The 18,539-nt window shown below is 49.6% G+C and carries 11 protein-coding genes; 4 read left to right on the top strand and 7 right to left on the bottom strand.

Going from position 1 to position 18,539, the window contains the following annotated elements; genetic code table 11:
- The first annotated feature begins 50 nt into the window (after positions 1-50).
- Positions 51-1,556, top strand: a complete 1,506-nt coding sequence (locus BLS15_RS00870) for a leucyl aminopeptidase (RefSeq protein WP_021254521.1) — start codon at positions 51-53, stop codon at positions 1,554-1,556.
- Positions 1,557-1,646: 90 nt separating this feature from the next.
- Here BLS15_RS00870 and BLS15_RS00865 read toward each other — a convergent pair whose 3' ends face one another.
- A complete protein-coding gene (locus tag BLS15_RS00865; protein WP_021254522.1) occupies positions 1,647-2,651 on the bottom strand; it encodes a DMT family transporter in 1,005 nt (334 codons plus the stop codon).
- 203 nt (positions 2,652-2,854) lie between these two features.
- Between BLS15_RS00865 and BLS15_RS00860 the strand changes: the two genes are divergently transcribed.
- The gene (locus BLS15_RS00860) at positions 2,855-3,760 is read left to right on the top strand and encodes a LysR family transcriptional regulator (protein ID WP_021254523.1); all 906 of its coding nucleotides are present in this window, start codon (positions 2,855-2,857) and stop codon (positions 3,758-3,760) included.
- Positions 3,761-4,253: 493 nt separating this feature from the next.
- On the opposite strand, the gene BLS15_RS00855 is transcribed toward BLS15_RS00860, so the two are convergent.
- From BLS15_RS00855 to BLS15_RS00845, 3 genes are all read right to left on the bottom strand, one after another.
- On the bottom strand, positions 4,254-4,997 hold the full coding sequence (locus tag BLS15_RS00855; protein WP_090509356.1) for a YwaF family protein: 744 nt from the start codon (positions 4,995-4,997) through the stop codon (positions 4,254-4,256).
- A 113-nt stretch (positions 4,998-5,110) separates the two neighbouring features.
- A complete protein-coding gene (locus BLS15_RS00850) occupies positions 5,111-6,904 on the bottom strand; it encodes an ABC transporter ATP-binding protein (protein WP_090509353.1) in 1,794 nt (597 codons plus the stop codon).
- Positions 6,901-8,646 carry an ABC transporter ATP-binding protein gene (locus BLS15_RS00845; RefSeq protein WP_028531826.1) on the bottom strand — a complete coding sequence of 582 codons (1,746 nt, stop codon included), beginning with the start codon at positions 8,644-8,646 and terminating at the stop codon, positions 6,901-6,903. Before BLS15_RS00845 ends, BLS15_RS00850 begins: the two co-directional genes overlap by 4 nt.
- A 390-nt stretch (positions 8,647-9,036) precedes the next feature.
- On the opposite strand from BLS15_RS00845, the gene BLS15_RS00840 reads away from it, so the two are divergent.
- Both BLS15_RS00840 and pepF read left to right on the top strand, forming a co-directional pair.
- The gene (locus tag BLS15_RS00840; protein ID WP_028531827.1) at positions 9,037-13,710 is read left to right on the top strand and encodes an S-layer homology domain-containing protein; all 4,674 of its coding nucleotides are present in this window, start codon (positions 9,037-9,039) and stop codon (positions 13,708-13,710) included.
- 234 nt (positions 13,711-13,944) lie between these two features.
- Positions 13,945-15,759 (top strand): oligoendopeptidase F, encoded by a 1,815-nt coding sequence (gene pepF / locus BLS15_RS00835; protein WP_090509351.1) that lies wholly within the window; start codon positions 13,945-13,947, stop codon positions 15,757-15,759.
- A gap of 174 nt (positions 15,760-15,933) precedes the next feature.
- Here pepF and BLS15_RS00830 read toward each other — a convergent pair whose 3' ends face one another.
- Genes BLS15_RS00830 through BLS15_RS00820 form a run of 3 tightly spaced genes read right to left on the bottom strand, consistent with a single transcriptional unit; the run spans position 15,934 to position 18,421 of the window.
- Complete coding sequence (locus BLS15_RS00830; RefSeq protein ID WP_021254529.1) at positions 15,934-16,107, bottom strand: FeoB-associated Cys-rich membrane protein; 174 nt, start codon at positions 16,105-16,107, stop codon at positions 15,934-15,936.
- A gap of 17 nt (positions 16,108-16,124) precedes the next feature.
- The gene (gene feoB / locus BLS15_RS00825) at positions 16,125-18,161 is read right to left on the bottom strand and encodes a ferrous iron transport protein B (RefSeq protein ID WP_028531829.1); all 2,037 of its coding nucleotides are present in this window, start codon (positions 18,159-18,161) and stop codon (positions 16,125-16,127) included.
- Positions 18,158-18,421: a FeoA family protein gene (locus BLS15_RS00820; RefSeq protein WP_021254531.1), complete on the bottom strand. Its 264-nt coding sequence runs from the start codon at positions 18,419-18,421 to the stop codon at positions 18,158-18,160. The genes feoB and BLS15_RS00820 overlap by 4 nt, the downstream gene beginning before the upstream one ends.
- Between the last annotated feature and the right edge of the window lie 118 nt (positions 18,422-18,539).

The raw sequence follows: 18,539 nt of genomic DNA, 5'->3' as shown, positions 1-18,539 counted from the left end.
AGGGAGACATTGGCATTCATCATTTTTTAATACAAAGGAATGATTACATTATGAAACTAGCAAATGCAACATGGATGAATGATGTACAAATTCAAGCTCAAGCACTTGCATCTGCTCAGATTGAGGCAGACGCTGTTGTAGTAATTGGTACAAAAGCTGAATTCGAGAATGCATCTGGATTCCCAGGGGCCGAAGCCTGTGCGGCAGCAGTTCGTAGCGGATTGTTCGAGGCAGATTGCTGCAAGACTTATGTAGTAGCTACAGGAGAAGAGAAGACTCCTGTTCTGATTGCAGTAGGACGCAAGGAAGAAGCGCTGACAGAGAAGCAAGTACGTCTTAGCCTTGCTGAGGCTGCTCGTGTAGCGGTGAAGCATCGCCTGAGCCGTGTAGCGGTTATCGTACCGGAACAGCTTGTACAGGTTGATGCGGCAGCAGCGCAATCGTTCGCACATATGATGGTGGAAGGCTTCCTCTTGGGGGCTTATCAGCGCGTTACCTATAAGAAAGATGCGAAGCCAGCTCATACCTTTGCATCCCTGAACCTGTACGCAGCGGAACTGGCGACAGAAGCATGGAACGAAGGCATTAAGACGGGACAAGCTTATGCGCTCGGTACAACGTATGCGCGTGACCTGACGAACTTGCCAGGGAACGTGCTTGTTCCTAGCACACTCGCAGAACAAGCGTTGGAACTGGCTGAACAGTTCGGCTTCGAAGCACACGTGCTCGATGAGAAGCAGATCGAAGAGAAGGGCATGGGAGGTCTGCTCGGCGTTGGCAAGGGCAGCGTGAATCCTCCACGCATGATTGTTCTGAAATACCAAGGCACGGACGAGTGGACAGATGTTTATGGCATCGTCGGCAAGGGAATTACGTTCGATACAGGCGGTATTTCCTTGAAGCCTTCTGCGAAAATGGATGAAATGATCTGTGATATGGGCGGCGCAGCTGCAATGCTCGGCACGATGTCCGTAATTGGACGCCTTCGTCCACAGAAGAACGTGATCTGCGTGATTGCTTCGGCAGAAAATATGCCTGCTGGCAATGCGTTGAAGCCAGGTGATGTGATTACATCCTACAGCGGACGTACCATTGAAGTGCTCAACACAGATGCGGAAGGACGCCTTGTACTGGCTGACGGCATGACGTATGCGAAGGAGCTTGGCGCAAGCAAGCTGATTGATGCAGCAACGTTGACAGGTGCTGTCGGGGTCGCGCTCGGTTCGATTACAACAGGTGTTGTAACGAATGATGATGCCTTCTACGATACGTTCAAAGCGGCTGCATCCCGTACAAATGAACTCGTATGGCAGCTTCCTTCCAATCAAGAGTATTGGGATATGCTGAAGAGCGACGTTGCGGATCTGCGCAATGCTATTCCAGGTGGAGCAGGAACGATTACAGCTGGCTTGTTCGTCGGAACATTCGCTGACGAATTGCCTTGGATTCACTTGGATATTGCAGGGACTGCATTCCTCGCATCCAGCCGTGGCGTTGATCCGAAGGGCGGAACTGGAGTTATGGTTCGGACAATTGCAGAGACAATTCTGTCGTAATTTACAATTATGTTATTTAAAGGTGTACCGCTTGCGCGGTACACCTTTTTATTCGTTCGGGGCCTACGTTAGTTCGTGCAAATGAATGGATTAACCAGTTGGTGCATGGGAACGCTTCTTCGGAAGACGGCTTCGCACTTCAGCTGTTGATTTGGCTGTCTTAGTCTCCGCCTCTTCCGATGCACGGCGGCTCAACAGATTGTTCACGATTAGAGCGCTGACGATAAGCAGTGTGCCGAACCACTCTGCAGAAGATACCTCATAACCTTGTATGACGGAGATAATGAACGTTGTTGCAGGCACGAAGTTAATGAACAGCATGCCATTAATCGGCTTCAACAATTGAACCCCTTGAATCCAGCTCAGCAAGGCGAGCAGTCCGGCTGCGAGAATCATGAAGCTCATCTCCGGCGCAATCGATACAACCGTGCTCACAGATGGAGCATCGACGATGCCTAGAGCAGTCATGACGAGAACGATAGCCAGTGTTGTAAATCCACCGTACAGCGAGCTCAAGGTAGAGAAACGAAGTGCAGACCATCCAGCGAACTGTCCGCTGCTAACGGTGTAAATAACCCACCCTGTAATCCCTGCAAATACAGACAAGAGTGGAAGCAGCTTCAGTCCTCCATTTGCAAGGGAGTGAAGATCGCCTTTCGTCACGACGAAGACAACTCCAATAAATGCGGTGATCACACAAGCAAGTGTTGACATCTTTGGCATTTTGCGCGTTACGAGCCATACGAACAGTACAGCCAGCATGGGCATGAACGATTCCATGATGGAGGCGAGCAGAACTCCTGATTTGCCGAGCTGCTGTTGTCCCCAGAATACGCCGAAGTTATAAATAGTGAATCCGAACAGACCAAGCAGCCATATTTTGAAGGTTTGTCCCTTTGTATTGAATGCTGCCTTGCCTTCCTTGAACAATAACAGTGCAGCTAGTAATAGGCCGACGATACTGTATCGAATTCCGGAGAACCAGAACGGATCGATATGATGCAGCGCGCTCTCGGCAATCGGGAACATTGCTCCCCATGCTACTGCTGCAAAGAGGCAAAACATAGCTCCCTGCCAAAAATGTTTCTTACTCATGATGCCACTCACTCCCACTCCACACGATGCCAAGCGTTATCTGTATCTGTAATAGAGATTGCTTAACAATTCCGTTTATAGTAACGTTCGATAACAACTGAAATTCATATTATGACTTTTCTGATATCTTGTAAAATAATTGAAAGTGATTTAAGATATCACTAATAATGATATCTAACATAGAGTGTGAAGGAGTAATTAGGATGGACTTGAGTGACATTCATATTTTCATGTCCGTCGTCGAGCATGGAAGTGTCAGCCGTGCGGCTGAAGAGATGGGGTATGTGCAGTCGAATGTAACGGCTCGCATCCGTGCATTGGAGCAGGAGGTTGGGCATCCGCTGTTTCATCGCCATCGCAGGGGCATGACCTTGAATGCGGAAGGCCGCAAGCTGCTCTATTATGCAGAGCGGATGTCCATGCTCATGAGTGAAATGAGGAAGGCGTTCCAAGACAGTGAGGATCCTGTTGGCAACCTGCTGATCGGTTCAGTAGAGACGGTCGTCGGATTGCCTGATATATTAAGTCTGTTCTATCAGAAATATTCAAAGGTCGACCTGTCGCTTATGGCAGGGGTAACGGACAAGCTGACGGAAGAAGTGCTGGAATACAAGCTGGATGGGGCATTCGTATCCGGTCCGGTAACGGTATCGAACGTAGAACAGTACCCGGTGTTCGATGAGGAATTGGTGCTCGTATGCGGCAAATGTGCCGTAGACGGGAAGCAGCCGTTATTCCATGTGCGGGAATTGCTGCACCGCCCGCTGCTTGTCTTCCGCAAAGGTTGCGGATATCGAGCGAAGCTGGAGCAGTGGATGCAGCTCGAGGGAATTTCGCCAACGAAGGTGATGGAATTCGGGACACTAGAGACGATTATCGGAACGGTTGTAGCTGGGCTCGGCATAACAGTTGTCCCTCGGGCCGCAGTAAGACGTCTAGAGAAAGAAGGCGAGCTGCAAGTATTCACCATACCGAAACCGTTCAATATGGTATCCGTTGTCTATATTCGCCGCAGTGATACGTATATGGGGGAAGCGGAGCGCCGCTTTATGGAGACGATGGAGGAAGTACGCGAGAAGCGTCGGATACAGGAGCATATGCCTGTATAAGAGTAGCTGGAAACTTGAAATTAGTAGTTTATTTCAATTGATTAGTGGCGGTAATCAGGTATAATATGTAATAAGAGCGATACAATAAATAAGGAACGGACTGCCATCCGTTCCCAGTACAAACATCTTGAGTGGATTTTCCGCTCCATAAATTTCATATAGCTATAGAGAAGTAACCCACGGCGGCTAACCATGAGTGGTTACTTCTTTTTTCTATCCATGTACGTCAGTAGCGCGACGAGAAACGTAGCGAACATGATAACATCGGAGAAGGAGAAGTTCATAGACTCACCTCCTTTCTGGAGGGAGCCAACCACTCAAGGTGTGTTGTACATATCTATTATACAAGCCAGAGGAATAAATTGTAATCTGTGATTGCGATGAATATGATGATTACCATGAAAATAAGAGAAAGGATTGTGCGGAGGCACAATCCTTTTTTTGATATGCATGATCATTTCGCAATGGCTGCTGCTCCAATAGGCACTCTGAATCAGCCTCGCAGATTTTTATCGGTACTGCTGCTTGTACGCAGTCGTCCTGCAATAAGAAATGGAAGATACAAGACAATGAACATTCCCAGCGCAACACCCTCGAGTGATAGAAGATACCACGGGTAAGGCCCCAGCACATCCATTAAGGAAGCAGTTTCCGGCTTGTGAGCCAAGAACATGTAGTTCCCGCCTGTTATATAGTTGACACCCCCAACTACAACGAGCAGAACATTAAGGAACAGCATCGCATAACCGATTGATTTCCACGTAGGCCGCACATTTTCTACCCAGACCATATACAGCACCGCGAGGATGATTGCGATATGGGCGATGAAGAACTGGACGAATCGGAAATGCGGGAACGGATAGTCCAGAGCTGGTGTTAGCAGAGCCTGGAGTGCTCCCCCGATACCGGTAAAATAAACAATATGGAATATCTTCTTGCTTCGGAACAGGAGCATGAGCACACACATGTATAAGGAGATGCTGCATAGCTCGAACGGGAGTGTATCCGCCGCACGGAATATCCCTGTTGCCACATACCATATATTCAAGGTTACTTCAGATAGGACGAGCAAACTTATTAGGATGCATCTGCCGTATCGGTTATGTTTCTCCTGTCGAAACCAATGACGCCATCGATATAAGAGGAGCACTGTCACAATAAATAGAAACAGTGCCCCCATATGTGCTGAAGAGAATGCCTTGAACGTGTCTGCTGCCTGTGGAGAGAACCAAGACATGGAGATGCCATCCTCCTTTTCACATGGGATTCTTGCTAAATTTCTTTATGCAGATGAAGCATGAGTTGTGGTAGAGCTAGTTGTAAGTTGTGAGAAGTGAGTAGAGCAATCCACTAGGAACTGATCAGTTCCTCCTTCGGTACTTCCTCCGTAGAGGAATGCTCGCCTTGCCAGAGCAGCTGCATTTCTGCACATGTTGCGAGCAACTCATGCAGTGTCCCTTCTGCCACGATGCGGCCATCCTTCATTACGATAATATGATCAGCCCTGCTTAAGGCAGCGCGGCGGTGCGACACGGCAATGCAGGTGACATCACGCTCGGTGAATAATCGCTCCCAGAGCAGCTGCTCGGTCTCCACATCAAGGGCGCTGGACAGATCGTCGAACAAATATAGATCAGATTGGGTCATCATCATCCTTGCAGTTGCCGCCCGTTGAATTTGTCCGCCGGAGAGCATTACCCCGCGAGGCCCTACATACGTATCAAGACCATTTTCAAGCTGTTCCATATCCCGCTCCATGACTGCTAGACGAATGGCGTGCTCCAATGCATCTTTCTCTCGATCATGACTGCCCATAATGATATTTTCCCGAAGCGGGTCGCTGAATAAGCGAGGCACCTGCGGCGTATAGGCCGCTTTGGGCGGGGTGAGAAATGATGCAGGATCAATCTCCTTCCCGTTCCAGCGTATTGTTCCTTCTGATTTTTTCAGCAGACCAAGCAATGTACGCATCAGCGTGGATTTCCCCGAACCGATCCTACCGGTAATGACGAGGAACTCGCCTCGATTCACGCGAAATTGAATATCGTGAATGCCATGTTCAGAATCCGGATAGGTGAATGATACCTGATCAACCTCCAAGGATTGCAGCTGTTCTGAATCAGTAAGGGTGCGAACAGGTGGAGCCAGAGGATCTTCATTCAGATAAATTTCGCTGTGTTCCACGACTCGATCTTCTTCTCCCGGCTGGAATAAGATGCGCATTCGATCGAGAGATACTTGCAGGCGCTTATGTTGAAAGACCATATAGCCGAACAAGGATATGCTGAAGGCGAAGTTCGTCAAGTAGGAGGTAAATAGAGCGAAGTCTCCTACAGAGAACCGCCCTGCCTGCATTTCTGTTGCGCACATCAACAGAATTCCGCCCGTGCTGATGGTAAGCACATGCTGATTCAGCGACTTCATCCATTGCGTGAATAGCGTATCCTTAAGGGCAGCTTGACGACGATTCTCGTTCAGCCCGACGAAGCGCTGGTGCACATGGCGTTCAGCCTGCCCAAGCTTCAGTGCCTGCACTGCTCCGAATATCTCCGCGATGAATCCTGTAATTTTCGATGTTGCTTCTCGGTTCTGCTGGCTATAGCGCCGTGCGCGATTGCCCGATAGGTTGTTCAGCACGGTAACAGCAAGCAGTGGCAGGATTGCAACTACGGTAATTTGCCAATTGATGTTGGCCATAATGATGATGGATACGATGGTGAAGGCCAATCGCCCCCAGAAGTCGACCCATGATTCCACGTAATCCACGACTTCATTCACATCGTCGCGGAAGCGGCTGGCAGCATCTCCGGGGGAAGCCGGAAGATGCCGTCCCGGCCAACGCATAATGCCTGCCAGCATGTTGGTACGTAGTACTGCTTGGATATGGTAGATATAAGTGACCCACTGGTAGAATGCTGCAAAAAACACGCCAACCCGCAGTATGCGTACAAGTGCGATAACAATTAACGGAACCGCAAGCCACATATAATCATGAGATTGTGAAGTGGCGCGATCAAAAAACCACTGCATGCCGAGACCGATGAGCAGGGGGATTGCGTGAAACATGCCCCACATGATTCCGTTTACAAAAAAGAGCATCGGTCGGAACTGGAACAATCGGGTGATAAAGCGGGTTACGGTCATGCCAATTCCTCCTCCATTCCCGTTCGAAGCAGTCTCGCATAATGCGAGGATGGGGTGTTCGCAAGCTCCCCGCGTGAGCCGAACTCGACAATTCGTCCATGCTGTAACACCATGATCGTATCGACCTGCTCGAGCGTTGCCAAGCGATGGGCGATGACAATGCCCGTACACTGTTCCATCAGCTGATCGACTGCAACTTGTAGCATTGCTTCTGTTGCGGCATCCAGCCGTGATGAAGGCTCATCAAGCACAATAATACTTGGATTCGTCAGAAATACACGTGTCAAGGCGAACAATTGAGCCTCACCTGCGGATAGCGAAGTACCCCCCGAGGACAAATGGGTATCGAGTCCATTAGACAGTCCATCGATCCATTGCCGCAGCCCGAGCTTCGCGGTTGTCTCCAAGATGCTCTCGTCCGATACATTCGGATCGAATAAGGTTAGATTGTCGCGCAGCGTTCCGTCAAAGAGCTGCACGTCTTGCGTCACCATTCCTACGCGGCGGTACAGCGTCTCCAGCTTCAAGCTGCGAATATCCTCGCCGCCAATTCGAATGGTTCCGCTGTTGATGTTGTATAGACGAAGCAGCAGACGGCTAATGCTGGACTTGCCGCTTCCCGTACGGCCAATGATGCCAAGTCGCTGGCCTGGCTGAACGTCGAAACTGATGTCGTGAAGCACGAGCTTATCTTCGTTATAGCCGAAGGTAACCTGCTTGAATTCCAGACCGAGAGCTCCATCTGGCAGCTGCGTCTTCGTTCCATCTTCAATCTCACTGCGAAGGGAGAGGAGTTCGCGAGCGCGAAGCATGCCGGATTTGGCCTTTTGGAATTCCTGAATTTGATCTCCCAGCTGCTCAATAGGCGTATTTAACATTTGCGTGTATTGGAAAATGAGAAACAGCGTTCCGAGCGATATTTGACCGATCAAATAGTAATGGACGCCCAATAACAGTACAACCGTCACAGCGATCGAAAAGAGTACGACCGTGCTGTTCCATGGAATAACCCGCAGCATCCAAGCTTTGCGGCCGGATAAGAACACCTTCCGCATCGCACCATGGAATCGATTCATGACATAAGGCACAGCCCCATTCGCTTGCACATCCTCGATACCCGCGATTCGTTCCTCAATCAAGCCGAATAAGGCGGCGCTTGCAGAACGTTCGTCCTTGGAGCTATTCACGCCCATGTTGCGAATAAATACCATAGAGCCGATGGAGAGAAGCGTAAATATAGTCATGACAGCTGCAATCGGCCAATTAACGGTGAACATGTAGCCTAGAATACCGATGAGCAGGATGAAGCTGCCGATGACTTGCGCAATGAACATGGCAAAGAAGTTGGACATGCCGGTTACATCGCCGTCTATTCGCTCGATCATCTCGCCAGGCGTCTTGCGGTTATGGAAATGCATATCCAATTCGAGGCAATGCCGCAAGAGATCACCGCGTAATGTATTGGTTGCGCGCCATGAGATATCATTGCCAACATAGCTTATCGCAACCGTAATAAACTGGGCGAAAACAGCAATGAGCAGATAAATGCCTGCAAGTGTGAGAAGGGTGGATATTGCACCTTGAGCTGCGGCTGTATCGATGAATTGCTGCACAAGCTGAGGATTAATGAGCTGACATGCAGTGGACACGAGCAGCATAATCAGCAGCAGCAGCAGCCGGCCCCTTACCGGATATAGATACCGAAGCAGCCAAGTCATTGATATGGATGTGTTCTGGGACATAAGATGACCTCCAATCTGTGAACGACATGAGGCTTCTACGTCATGCGAAGGAAGAAGCGTCGAATGAAATAATTCCTATCATACACTAAATAATGGAAGCTGCAAGATAAAAAATGAATTAAGAAGTTTATTCTCTGACTATTCCGTAGGGGCGTCCGGGATTCGCATCGAGTAGAAGGTTTCAAATATAGGAAGACTACAAAAATGAACATGATTTTACCAGAAAAGGTAATGCGAAACCGCTTATGATGTAAGCGTTTTACCACTACAATGTGGAGGCAATCATTACTGTAACGAGAAGGTCAAAGGGGGGTGAACATACACACGTGAGTGCTATGCGTGTATCAGCGCATAAATCCTAAATTGTTCTCCTGAAAGGTGGTAATCGTAATGAGATACATCTTGCTGAGACCGTTGTCCATCTGGCTTGTTGCCGTTCTCCTTTTCTCCACGCTGCTGCAGGCCGTGCCTAATTATGCGCAGGCTGAGGCGGATCTGCCCCCAATCGAACAACTGCTTCTTCCATCGGGTGAGGCAGACCCTGTCACCGTCGTCTCGCAGGATGCAACGCAGTCGCTTGTAATTAGCGATATTAATTCCCCTGGGGATTCATTAGTGAACAAAACCGATTACTTGGCCTTATATACGAGTGGAGCCGGTGTGACGAATACGGTGTACGGCAATGAAGTGTTCGTCAAAAAATATGATGTGGCCCTCGTGGTCAATCGTCACAGTGTTGTAGAAGCTGTATATGGCCCTGATGCTGATCCTCCGGTGTCATGGGATGACGACATAAGTATTGCAATTCCAGAGGAGGGCTATATCGTGCTCTCTGGTAGAACCACTTGGGACTCTTCGATTCATCAAAAACTACTATTCCATCATTATGGCGTTGGAGATCACATTCGATTAATGAGAGGCGGCAAGGAAGTGACGGCAGCTGATTTCCGCAATCAGAAGCCTGAGCCTGAACTGAAGCCTGAACTGCATCTCATTACCCCTTCGGATTCAACGGTAACGGTACCCATGATTGCGGTCAAAGGCTATGTTGCGAATTATCGAGAGAACCAGAATATCCAGGTTGTCATCGGTGGGAAGCAGGCGAGTATTACCGCGAACGGCAGCTTTCTGCAGCAAGTGTATCTGACATTAGGTGCTAACCTTATCACGGTGCGCTTGTTGCAAGGCGATACAGAGCTGGCAGTGTCCAACATCACCGCAACCTATGAACGCTCCGGGCAGGGCTCAGACTATATCGAGGTTGAGGCTGCTCCAATCGATGTCACAATCGAAATTCAAGGGCCTCGGCATAAAATTGATGCTGTAGACGAAGACATCGCCGCACACGGAAATGTAGTTGCCTTATTTACACGTGATTATGGCTCCTCGATTGTCGTTCCTCAATACAATGTTGCTGTTCAAGTAGACGAACATAATCGTGTGCTTCGTGTCGTCAATCCTTCTATTAATGGCAAGCCTCCTGTCTGGACGGGGCCAACTACTCTGGAAATCCCAGATGGCGGTTATGTATTAATGGCACAGGACGACAGCTATACGACGAACTTCATCAAACGGTATCTAGCGGTTCATTTCAAGGCGGGGGATCAGATTAAGCTTCGCAAAAACGGAGAGGTAGTCTCTGTTAAGGATGTGAGAAGCGGCAATGGAGCGATTGCAAGACTGACGCTGGATAATGAGCTGATGTATACCGTAACAGACAACCAGACGGTGGTTACTGGGCGGATTGTGAATATCGATCATCCTGAGTCGACGGCATTATTGATCCATGGGAAGCAGGAGACTTTCGCTGCGGATGGTACCTTCTCAGTTCCCGTTACGCTGAGCAGGGGTACGAACTATGTGGATATTGTGGTTATGAAAAACGGAAAGGAACAGGATAAGCGAAATATGGTCGTGTTCAGCAGACCGGGATTTGCACCTGAGAAGGACATCATTCTATGGGTCGATCAGGCAGCGAATGCTCGGAAGTTCCAATCCAGCGAGCAAGTGCTGGCCTTCCTGAAGAAGGCAAAGGACTTAGGCGTGACGACGGTCGTCTTCGATGTGAAAGGGGTAGAGGGGTTCGTATCCTATAAGAAGAACGATCTGACCGGAAGACCGTACGTGAGTGAGATAAAAGCGCCGGAGAAGGCAGGCTCGAATCCGAATCTCGACCTGCTGCAGGAATTTATTTCGCATGGCCATGCGCTTGGCTTAAAGGTGCACGCATCTCTGAATGTATTTGCGGAAGGTTCGATCGCCCATAACGAGTACGCAGTGCTCGATCAGCACTTGAATTGGGAGGAGCGTATCTACGTTCCAGAAAACAACGGGGAGATCAAGCGTCTTCGGGAAAGCGCGAAAAAGGGGCTCGTTGCATTCGTTAATCCTTCAGACGATGAGGTGAGAGCATATCAATTAAAAACGTTCGAAGAAGTGATCAAAAACTACGATGTCGATGGAGTCGTCCACGATCGGGGGAGATATGATAACGAAACGGCTGATTTCAGTGACGTCACTCGGATCAAATTCGAGCAGTTCCTGCAAGCAAGGGGCAAGCAGTTGCAGAACTGGCCGGCCGATATTTACCGATATGAGCAGAACGTCCGGGTATACGGGCCATTGATTCAAGACTGGTGGGAATTCCGTTCCGGGGCGATCAAGAGCTTCTTTGCCGAAGTGAAGGCACTCGTTGATTCCTATGAAGTCTCAACGGGACGGACGATCCAAGTGTCCTCCTATGTAGGTTCTTGGTATGAGACGTATTATTTGAACGGTGTCAATTGGGGGAGCCGTAATTTCCGCTATGACACACGCTTAGGGATGCCTGATCAATCTGTCTATACGCCGGAATATTATGATACGGGCTACATTGAATACTTAGACTTCTTAATGATCGGCGCCTATCAGACGACCAGCAAGGAAGTGAAGAAATACATCACGCTTGGCAATATCGTGACCAATGGAGAGATTCCGCTATATGCGGGGATATCCCTTGTCAATGTACAGACTCCGTCAGTGCAGCGGGAGGTATTTCAGGCTGGATTGGCTACCACGAATGGTCTAATGTTGTTCGATGCCTCCCAGATCAACTGGCCTATAGCTTCGGCGGCCCTCCGGGATGAGGAATATGTGAAGGATTATCAGCTTGGCATCAGCTTGCCAGGCAGCCCGGATTCATTCATGGAAGGGAGCTATTATAATGTGAACCGAGTCGAGGGCAATGTGAATGTGCTGACCGACGCGTTCGGTTATTCAACGGGCACGAATCAATTCGGGGTCGAGGTTGTTGTAGATGCCGGCGGTAAAGTGACGAATGTGGTCAATCGTAAACAAGCGATCCAATGGAACTGGGCTGTACCGGAGCAGAATAACAGTGTCATTCCGCAGGGGGGATTCGTCATTACAACCGTCGATCCTTCTGGGACGCGAACGCTGCGCCAGCTTGTGGCGAACGCGTATGACGTGGGTAACTCGATACGGGCAGCTGTGCTTAGCGGATGGCAAGACGATGAAGGGCGGCAGACTTCGAACCGCGAGATAGTGGTGGAGGGTCAGGTTGAGGTGCTGGGCACAGGGAAGGCTGAGGTGTTTTTGAATGGTAAGCCCGCGATTATTGACGCAAACGGCGGCTTCAAATCCAACATCCCGCTATCAGTTGGCCGGAACAGCGTAACGATTACTGTGTTTGTAGATAAATATAAGACGAACAGTCGAACGATTGACATCATCCGCACCGATTCAGGCGGCACGGATCCGAATCCAGGAGGTTCGAATCCATCTAGCGGTTCGGGAGCTGTCTCGCAGCAGCCTGCGACACCGAATAAACTAGAGCGGCTGTCCATTGCTTATCGACAAGATCGGGATGGACGTCAAGTGACCGCAGCGAAGGTAAATCTTGCTCCGATGCAGGAAGAGATCGAACAGTTCAAGAAACAAGCTTCTTCATTGTCTGACCCTATTCTGAAATATTCGATTGCGAATGTGCAGGAAGTGCTGGAAGTTAGCATTCCGGTATTAGGCGCGGTGCAAGCTGCGAAGGAGCTTCCACAATCCAGCATTGTCATCGAATCGCCGCAAGGTGTCCTGAAGCTGCCGCTTCACGCGATGAACTCCGCCCTGAAAGACAGCAGTAATCAGAAGTCTAGGGAGCTTCAGATTCGTATCGGGACGTTGTTGCAAGAACAGGATAGAGCACTCCAGCAACGATTATTGCAGGATGGTTCCAAGAAGATAGGGCCCGCGATCGAAATTGGATTAGTCGTGAAGGAAGGGGAAGAAGTGCAGGCGATTGCGTTCAAGGGGGAACGGGCGGAATATCGATTCAAGCTCCCAGCGATTGCAGTTGATCGAAATCGAATGACGGCAATTGATTATGATGGGAAATCACGAAGTTACGCGTTCGTCCCTGCCTTATTTGAATCTCGTGAAGGGGATTTGGAAGTGCTGCTCAAGCTATCGGGGACGGGGATATACGGCACTGCAGAAGTGCAGCCGCCAATGTTCGCGGACATACCGGGACACTGGGCTGAGCAAGATATCTTATTGCTGGCATCCAAGCTGATAGTGAAGGGAACGAGTGACACCCGCTTCTCTCCGGGAGGGAAGCTGACGCGTGCCCAATTTACAGCGATGGTTGTGCGAGCGCTCGGCATGAAGGAGAAGGCAGGTGTGATGCCATTCGTCGATGTCCAGTCCCAAGATTGGTATGCAGGTGCAATAGGAGCAGCGGTAGAGCAGGGACTGATTCAAGGTACGGACAGCAACCACTTCAGCCCGAATGCACTGCTCACGCGTGAGCAGATGAGTCTGCTCATACTACGAGCTGCTGAGATTGCTGGGGTAAAGGATACCGATGTGAATACGGAGGCAATTCTCCAATCCTTTAAGGATCAGAATGAGATTGCCGCATGGTCTAAGGATGCTGTAGCTGCGGTCGTGAGCAAAGGACTTATGGAAGGGCGCAATACAAACTCTTTTGTTCCGAATGGAACTGCTACGCGCGCTGAAGGCGTCGTAGTGCTGAAGAGAATGCTGCAGCAATCTGCATATATCAATCGTTAGTAATAGGGAATGAGTTAGGATCGATTCCTTCCCGAACCGTTTCATGATGTGGAATTGAAAAGGAGCCCTTCACCCTAGGTTGCAAATTAGCTGGTGTGGAGGGCTTTCAATGGAGGGAATTCGAACCTCCAACAGGCGGCCTTTATAATCAATCTCGATTCGCAAGGAGGGCGGAATCGTAGTAGAATAACAGTATGCACAACTACCACTTTTGGGAAAAGGAGCGATGGACGAATGGTTACGCAAGCAACGCGTATGAAACGATCAGAAGTCCCTCTGGAAGCGACATGGAGATTGGAGGATTTATTCGAATCCGAAGCAAAATGGCTTGAGGAATTGCAAGCGATTACAGCTGATTTGAGTTCAGTCACCCGCTTCACAGGCAAATTGCATGAGGGTGCTGGTACATTGCTGGCTTGTCTGGAAGCAATGGATGTCATTTGGAGCCGTGCGCAGTTATGCGGCAGTTATGCACATTTGCGGTTGACGGAAGACAGCACGAATCCAGTGAATCAGGGAAATAACAGCCGTGCGCAGGATATGATGGCTGAAGTGTCCGTTGCTCTATCCTTCTTCGAGTCTGAATTTAGTGACATGAGCGACGATGCATTGCCCGCATATTATGAAGAAGAGCCTAAGCTTCTGGAGTTCAAGCCCTATTTGGATCAGATTGCAAGCAAGAAGCCATATCGGCTGAGCAGCGAGACGGAATTGACGCTCGCAGCACTTGACAACGTCTTAGGAGCTCCGTACAAAATTTATAATCAGATCAAGCTTTCGGACATGGCGTTTGAACCCGTTACCGATCAGGAGGGTAAGACCTATCCCCTGTCTTTTGCTCTATTTGAGAATCGATATGTGGAGTCTCCGAATACATACTTGCGAAGAGAAGCGTTCCGATCATTTTCCGAAACGCTGCATGCATATCGCAACGGGGTTGCGGCTTCATATGCAACAGAAGTGAAGAAGCAGGTCGTGCTTGCGAAGCTTCGCGGATATGATCATGTAACCGATATGCTGCTGCATAAACAGCAAGTGACACAGCAGATGTATCACGCAATCTTAGATACAATTCAAGCCGAGTTGGCTCCACACATGCGGAAATGGGCAAAGCTCAAAAAGCGTGTTCTCGGTCTTGATGAACTCCGCTTTAGCGATCTGAAGGCTCCATTCGACCCTGAATACGATCCGGAGGTCTCGTTCGAGACAGCAGCGCAGCAGGTAGTAGAGGCGCTGCAGGTCATGGGGCCGGAGTACACAGCAATTATGCAGGATGCCATCCAAAATCGATGGATTGACTATGCGGATAATGTAGGCAAATCAACAGGGGCATTCTGCTCATCAATTTATGATTCCCATTCCTACATATTGATGACATGGACAGGAAGCATGCGGGGAGCATTCACTCTGGCTCATGAGTTGGGCCATGCGGGGCACTTCATGCTGGCACATAAGCATCAGCGGATATCCAACACACGTCCATCGCTATATTTTATCGAGGCTCCGTCCACCATGAACGAGATGTTGCTGGCAGACCACTTGTTCCGTCAGTCGTCGAATGATCCTCGGATGAGACGCTGGATTATTACGCAGCTGCTGAATACGTATTATCATAATTTTGTAACGCATTTGCTCGAAGGTGAGATGCAGCGCAGGGTATATGAGCTTGCTTCACAGGGAGAGCCGCTTACCGCTGATCTGCTGTCGCAGCTGAAGAGGCAAGTCCAGAGCGATTTCTGGGGCGATGCCGTTGTGATGGATCCAGGTTCGGAACTGACTTGGATGCGTCAGCCGCATTATTACATGTCCTTATATCCATATACGTATTCAGCAGGTTTAACAGCATCGACGGCAGCAGCCAAGCGCATCCGCGAGGAAGGACAGCCGGCAGTAGAACGTTGGCTGACGGCGCTGAAGGCTGGAGGCTCCTTGCCTCCATTGGAGCTGATGAAGCTGGCTGGTGTGGATATGTCCGATACGAATACGATCCGAGAAGCTGTATCATATGTAGGCGAGCTTGTTGATGAATTGATAAGCTTGTACGAGTAATCGAGTTTTTGTTGTGGTAGAGAGTAAGGAATGGTAACAGTGATCTTCGCATGAGGTGTATGCTGCCTAATTAGGGACTGGGCATGGAGCGAGGAGCATGCTGCGTATAGATGTAAACAACAAAGAACAGTAGCACGAGGTTCATCCCGGCTACTGTTCTTGTCATTTCAGCAATTAGTCAGCGTCAGCTGCATTTGGATGTGGTTGTGTGGAGCATCCGGATGAGCAGGAGCGATTCAATGCGCATGAAGCACAAGCTCCTTGCTTCGACTTGCGCACGTGGCGTACAACCATCCACAGTGCATACGCAAATATGATCATCACAATTCCAATTTCCGGCCACGACATGCGATTCACCACCTGTTCTATGAAAATCCGAGAAGTCTACCGACTCCCGTAATGATGAGTGCGACAACATAGGCGATAAGTAGGGCATAGCCGATGGAGAACCATGTCCAGCGCCATGATGCGGTTTCTTTCTTAATAATGCCCACTGTTGCAAGACAAGGAACATACAGCAGCACGAAGGCACAAAAGGCATACGCGGACAACGGGGTGAATGCCCCTGCGATTTGGGATTCAAGCATAGCCGTGTCTGGTGCGTGATAAATGATATTCATCGTGGACACAACGACTTCCTTGGCAAGAAACCCGGTAATTAAAGAAGCCCCCGCTTGCCATGTGGCGAAGCCGAGCGGAGCGAGCAATGGTGCAAGCACGCCGCCAATCATCGCCAGGAAGGAGTCGTCCATCTCAACTCCGAATCCGCCTGGTCCTGCATATGTCATGAGCCAGATGAGCACGGAGCCTCCAAGAATGAAGGTTCCCGCTTTGCGTACGAATCCTTTCCCTTTCTCCCATGTGCTGCGGAACAAAGTCTGCCATTGTGGCAGACGGTAAGGTGGCAGCTCAATAACGAAAATGCTCTGCTCCTCCTTCATCATCCGCTTGGTGAACAGCTTGGCCAGCAGCAGGGAGAGTACAATTCCCATCACATAGAGGGACAGCACGACAAGTGCTTGATGACTCTTAAAAAAGACACCGGCAAACAAGGCATAAACGGACAAGCGGGCAGAGCAGGACATCAGTGGAACGAGCAAAGTAGTGACAAGCCGTTCGCGCGGCTGCTCAATCGTACGAGCGGCCATGATCCCAGGCACGTTGCACCCGAAGCCGATGACAAATGGAATGAATGCCTTGCCGTTCAGGCCAACGGCTTCCATAAGACGATCCATGACGATGGTCACACGAGCCATGTATCCCGAATCCTCAATAAAGGAAATGAATAAGAACAGGATGAAGATTTGCGGGACGAATACGAGTACGCCGCCAACACCCGCAATAATCCCTTCTTCGATCAGCGCATGGGTAAATGGTGACACGCCAATCGCATTCAATATGGATGCTGCGCTGTCCGTTACGGGGCCGGAGAAGAAGGCATCCAATGCATCCGACGTTGGCGTTCCAATCCATTCGAATGTAGCCTTGAACATGAGGAACATAATGCCGAGAAAGATCGGAATGCCTAGCCAGCGATTTGTAACAATGGCATCGATGCGCTCCGTCAAGGTTACGGATTTCTCCTTTGTACTGTCAATCGCTTCTGCACAGACCTCACGAATAAAGGCAGTACGCACCGCACGAATATGCTGTGCCATGTGCAGCGCGATGCCCTGCTGTTGTAGCTGCTGTTCTGCTGCATTGCATATATGCAGGAGCTGATCGTTCATCTCCTGATTTAATCCGCTGTGAACCCATTCACGGACGGTATTGTTCTGTTCCAGATACTGCAGCGCAATCCATCTTGAAGGTACCCCATCTTTAGGTGGTAAGTACTCCGACATACGCTGAATAGCGAGTTCCGTAATTTCCCCATAGTCGAGTTGGAACGGATCTCCTTTTTCCCTCGCTGCAACTTGGGCGGGGTGATTGATATGCTGCAAAATATCATGAATTCCTTGCTTGCGTCTAGCATTGACGGGAAGTAAGGGGGCATGAAGTGCCTTGGACAGCTTCTGCGTATGAATGTGAATGCCGCGGCCCTGTGCCACGTCGTTCATATTCAGCGCAATGTGCACGGGAAGTCCATATTCCAGTAATTGTATGGTTAAATATAAGTTGCGTTCGAGCTGTGAAGCATCGACAACATTTAAGATCGTATCTGGCCGTTCGTGGAGCAGGTAACTTACAGCGACGCTTTCATCTCGCGACATCGGCTGCAGCGAGTAGATGCCGGGAAGGTCGATGAGCGTGCCTGAATTGCGATGCAGGTGGCCGACCTTCTTCTCTACCGTTACGCCAGTCCAGTTGCCTACATATTCGTAGGAGCGGGTGAGCGCATTGAATAAGGAAGTCTTACCTGTATTCGGATTGCCTACGAGTGCGGTGGTACAAGTACTCATGCGCCATTCACCCCGATAGAGCGAGCCTCGTTTTGGCGAATGCCGAACAATTGGCCGTTAGCTTCTAGGGTAAGCGGACCGCCGAACAAGCTGGTACGCTTCAGCTCTACATGGGTTCCTTCTGTAATGCCCAGATCACGCAGGCGATGGCAGACCGATGCATGGACTTTGGACAAATCACAAATACATGCACGCTGCCCAGGCTTCAATTCACATAAGGAGGTATTCTGTCCGAGCATCTCACAATTAGTTGGGCGCATGTTAATCCTTCTTTCTTCAACATATCAATATCACTATCAATCTATGATTAACTCGTTATGTTCTTATTTATAATGATAATCGGTATCAATTGGATTTACATTGAATGTAGCACAATGG

Source organism: Paenibacillus sp. cl6col (genome assembly GCF_900102125.1).
In the GTDB taxonomy this organism is placed as follows: domain Bacteria; phylum Bacillota; class Bacilli; order Paenibacillales; family Paenibacillaceae; genus Paenibacillus_B; species Paenibacillus_B suaedae.
The sequence above is the reverse complement of the archived record's forward strand: the minus strand, read 5'-3'. Positions and strand labels throughout refer to the sequence as shown.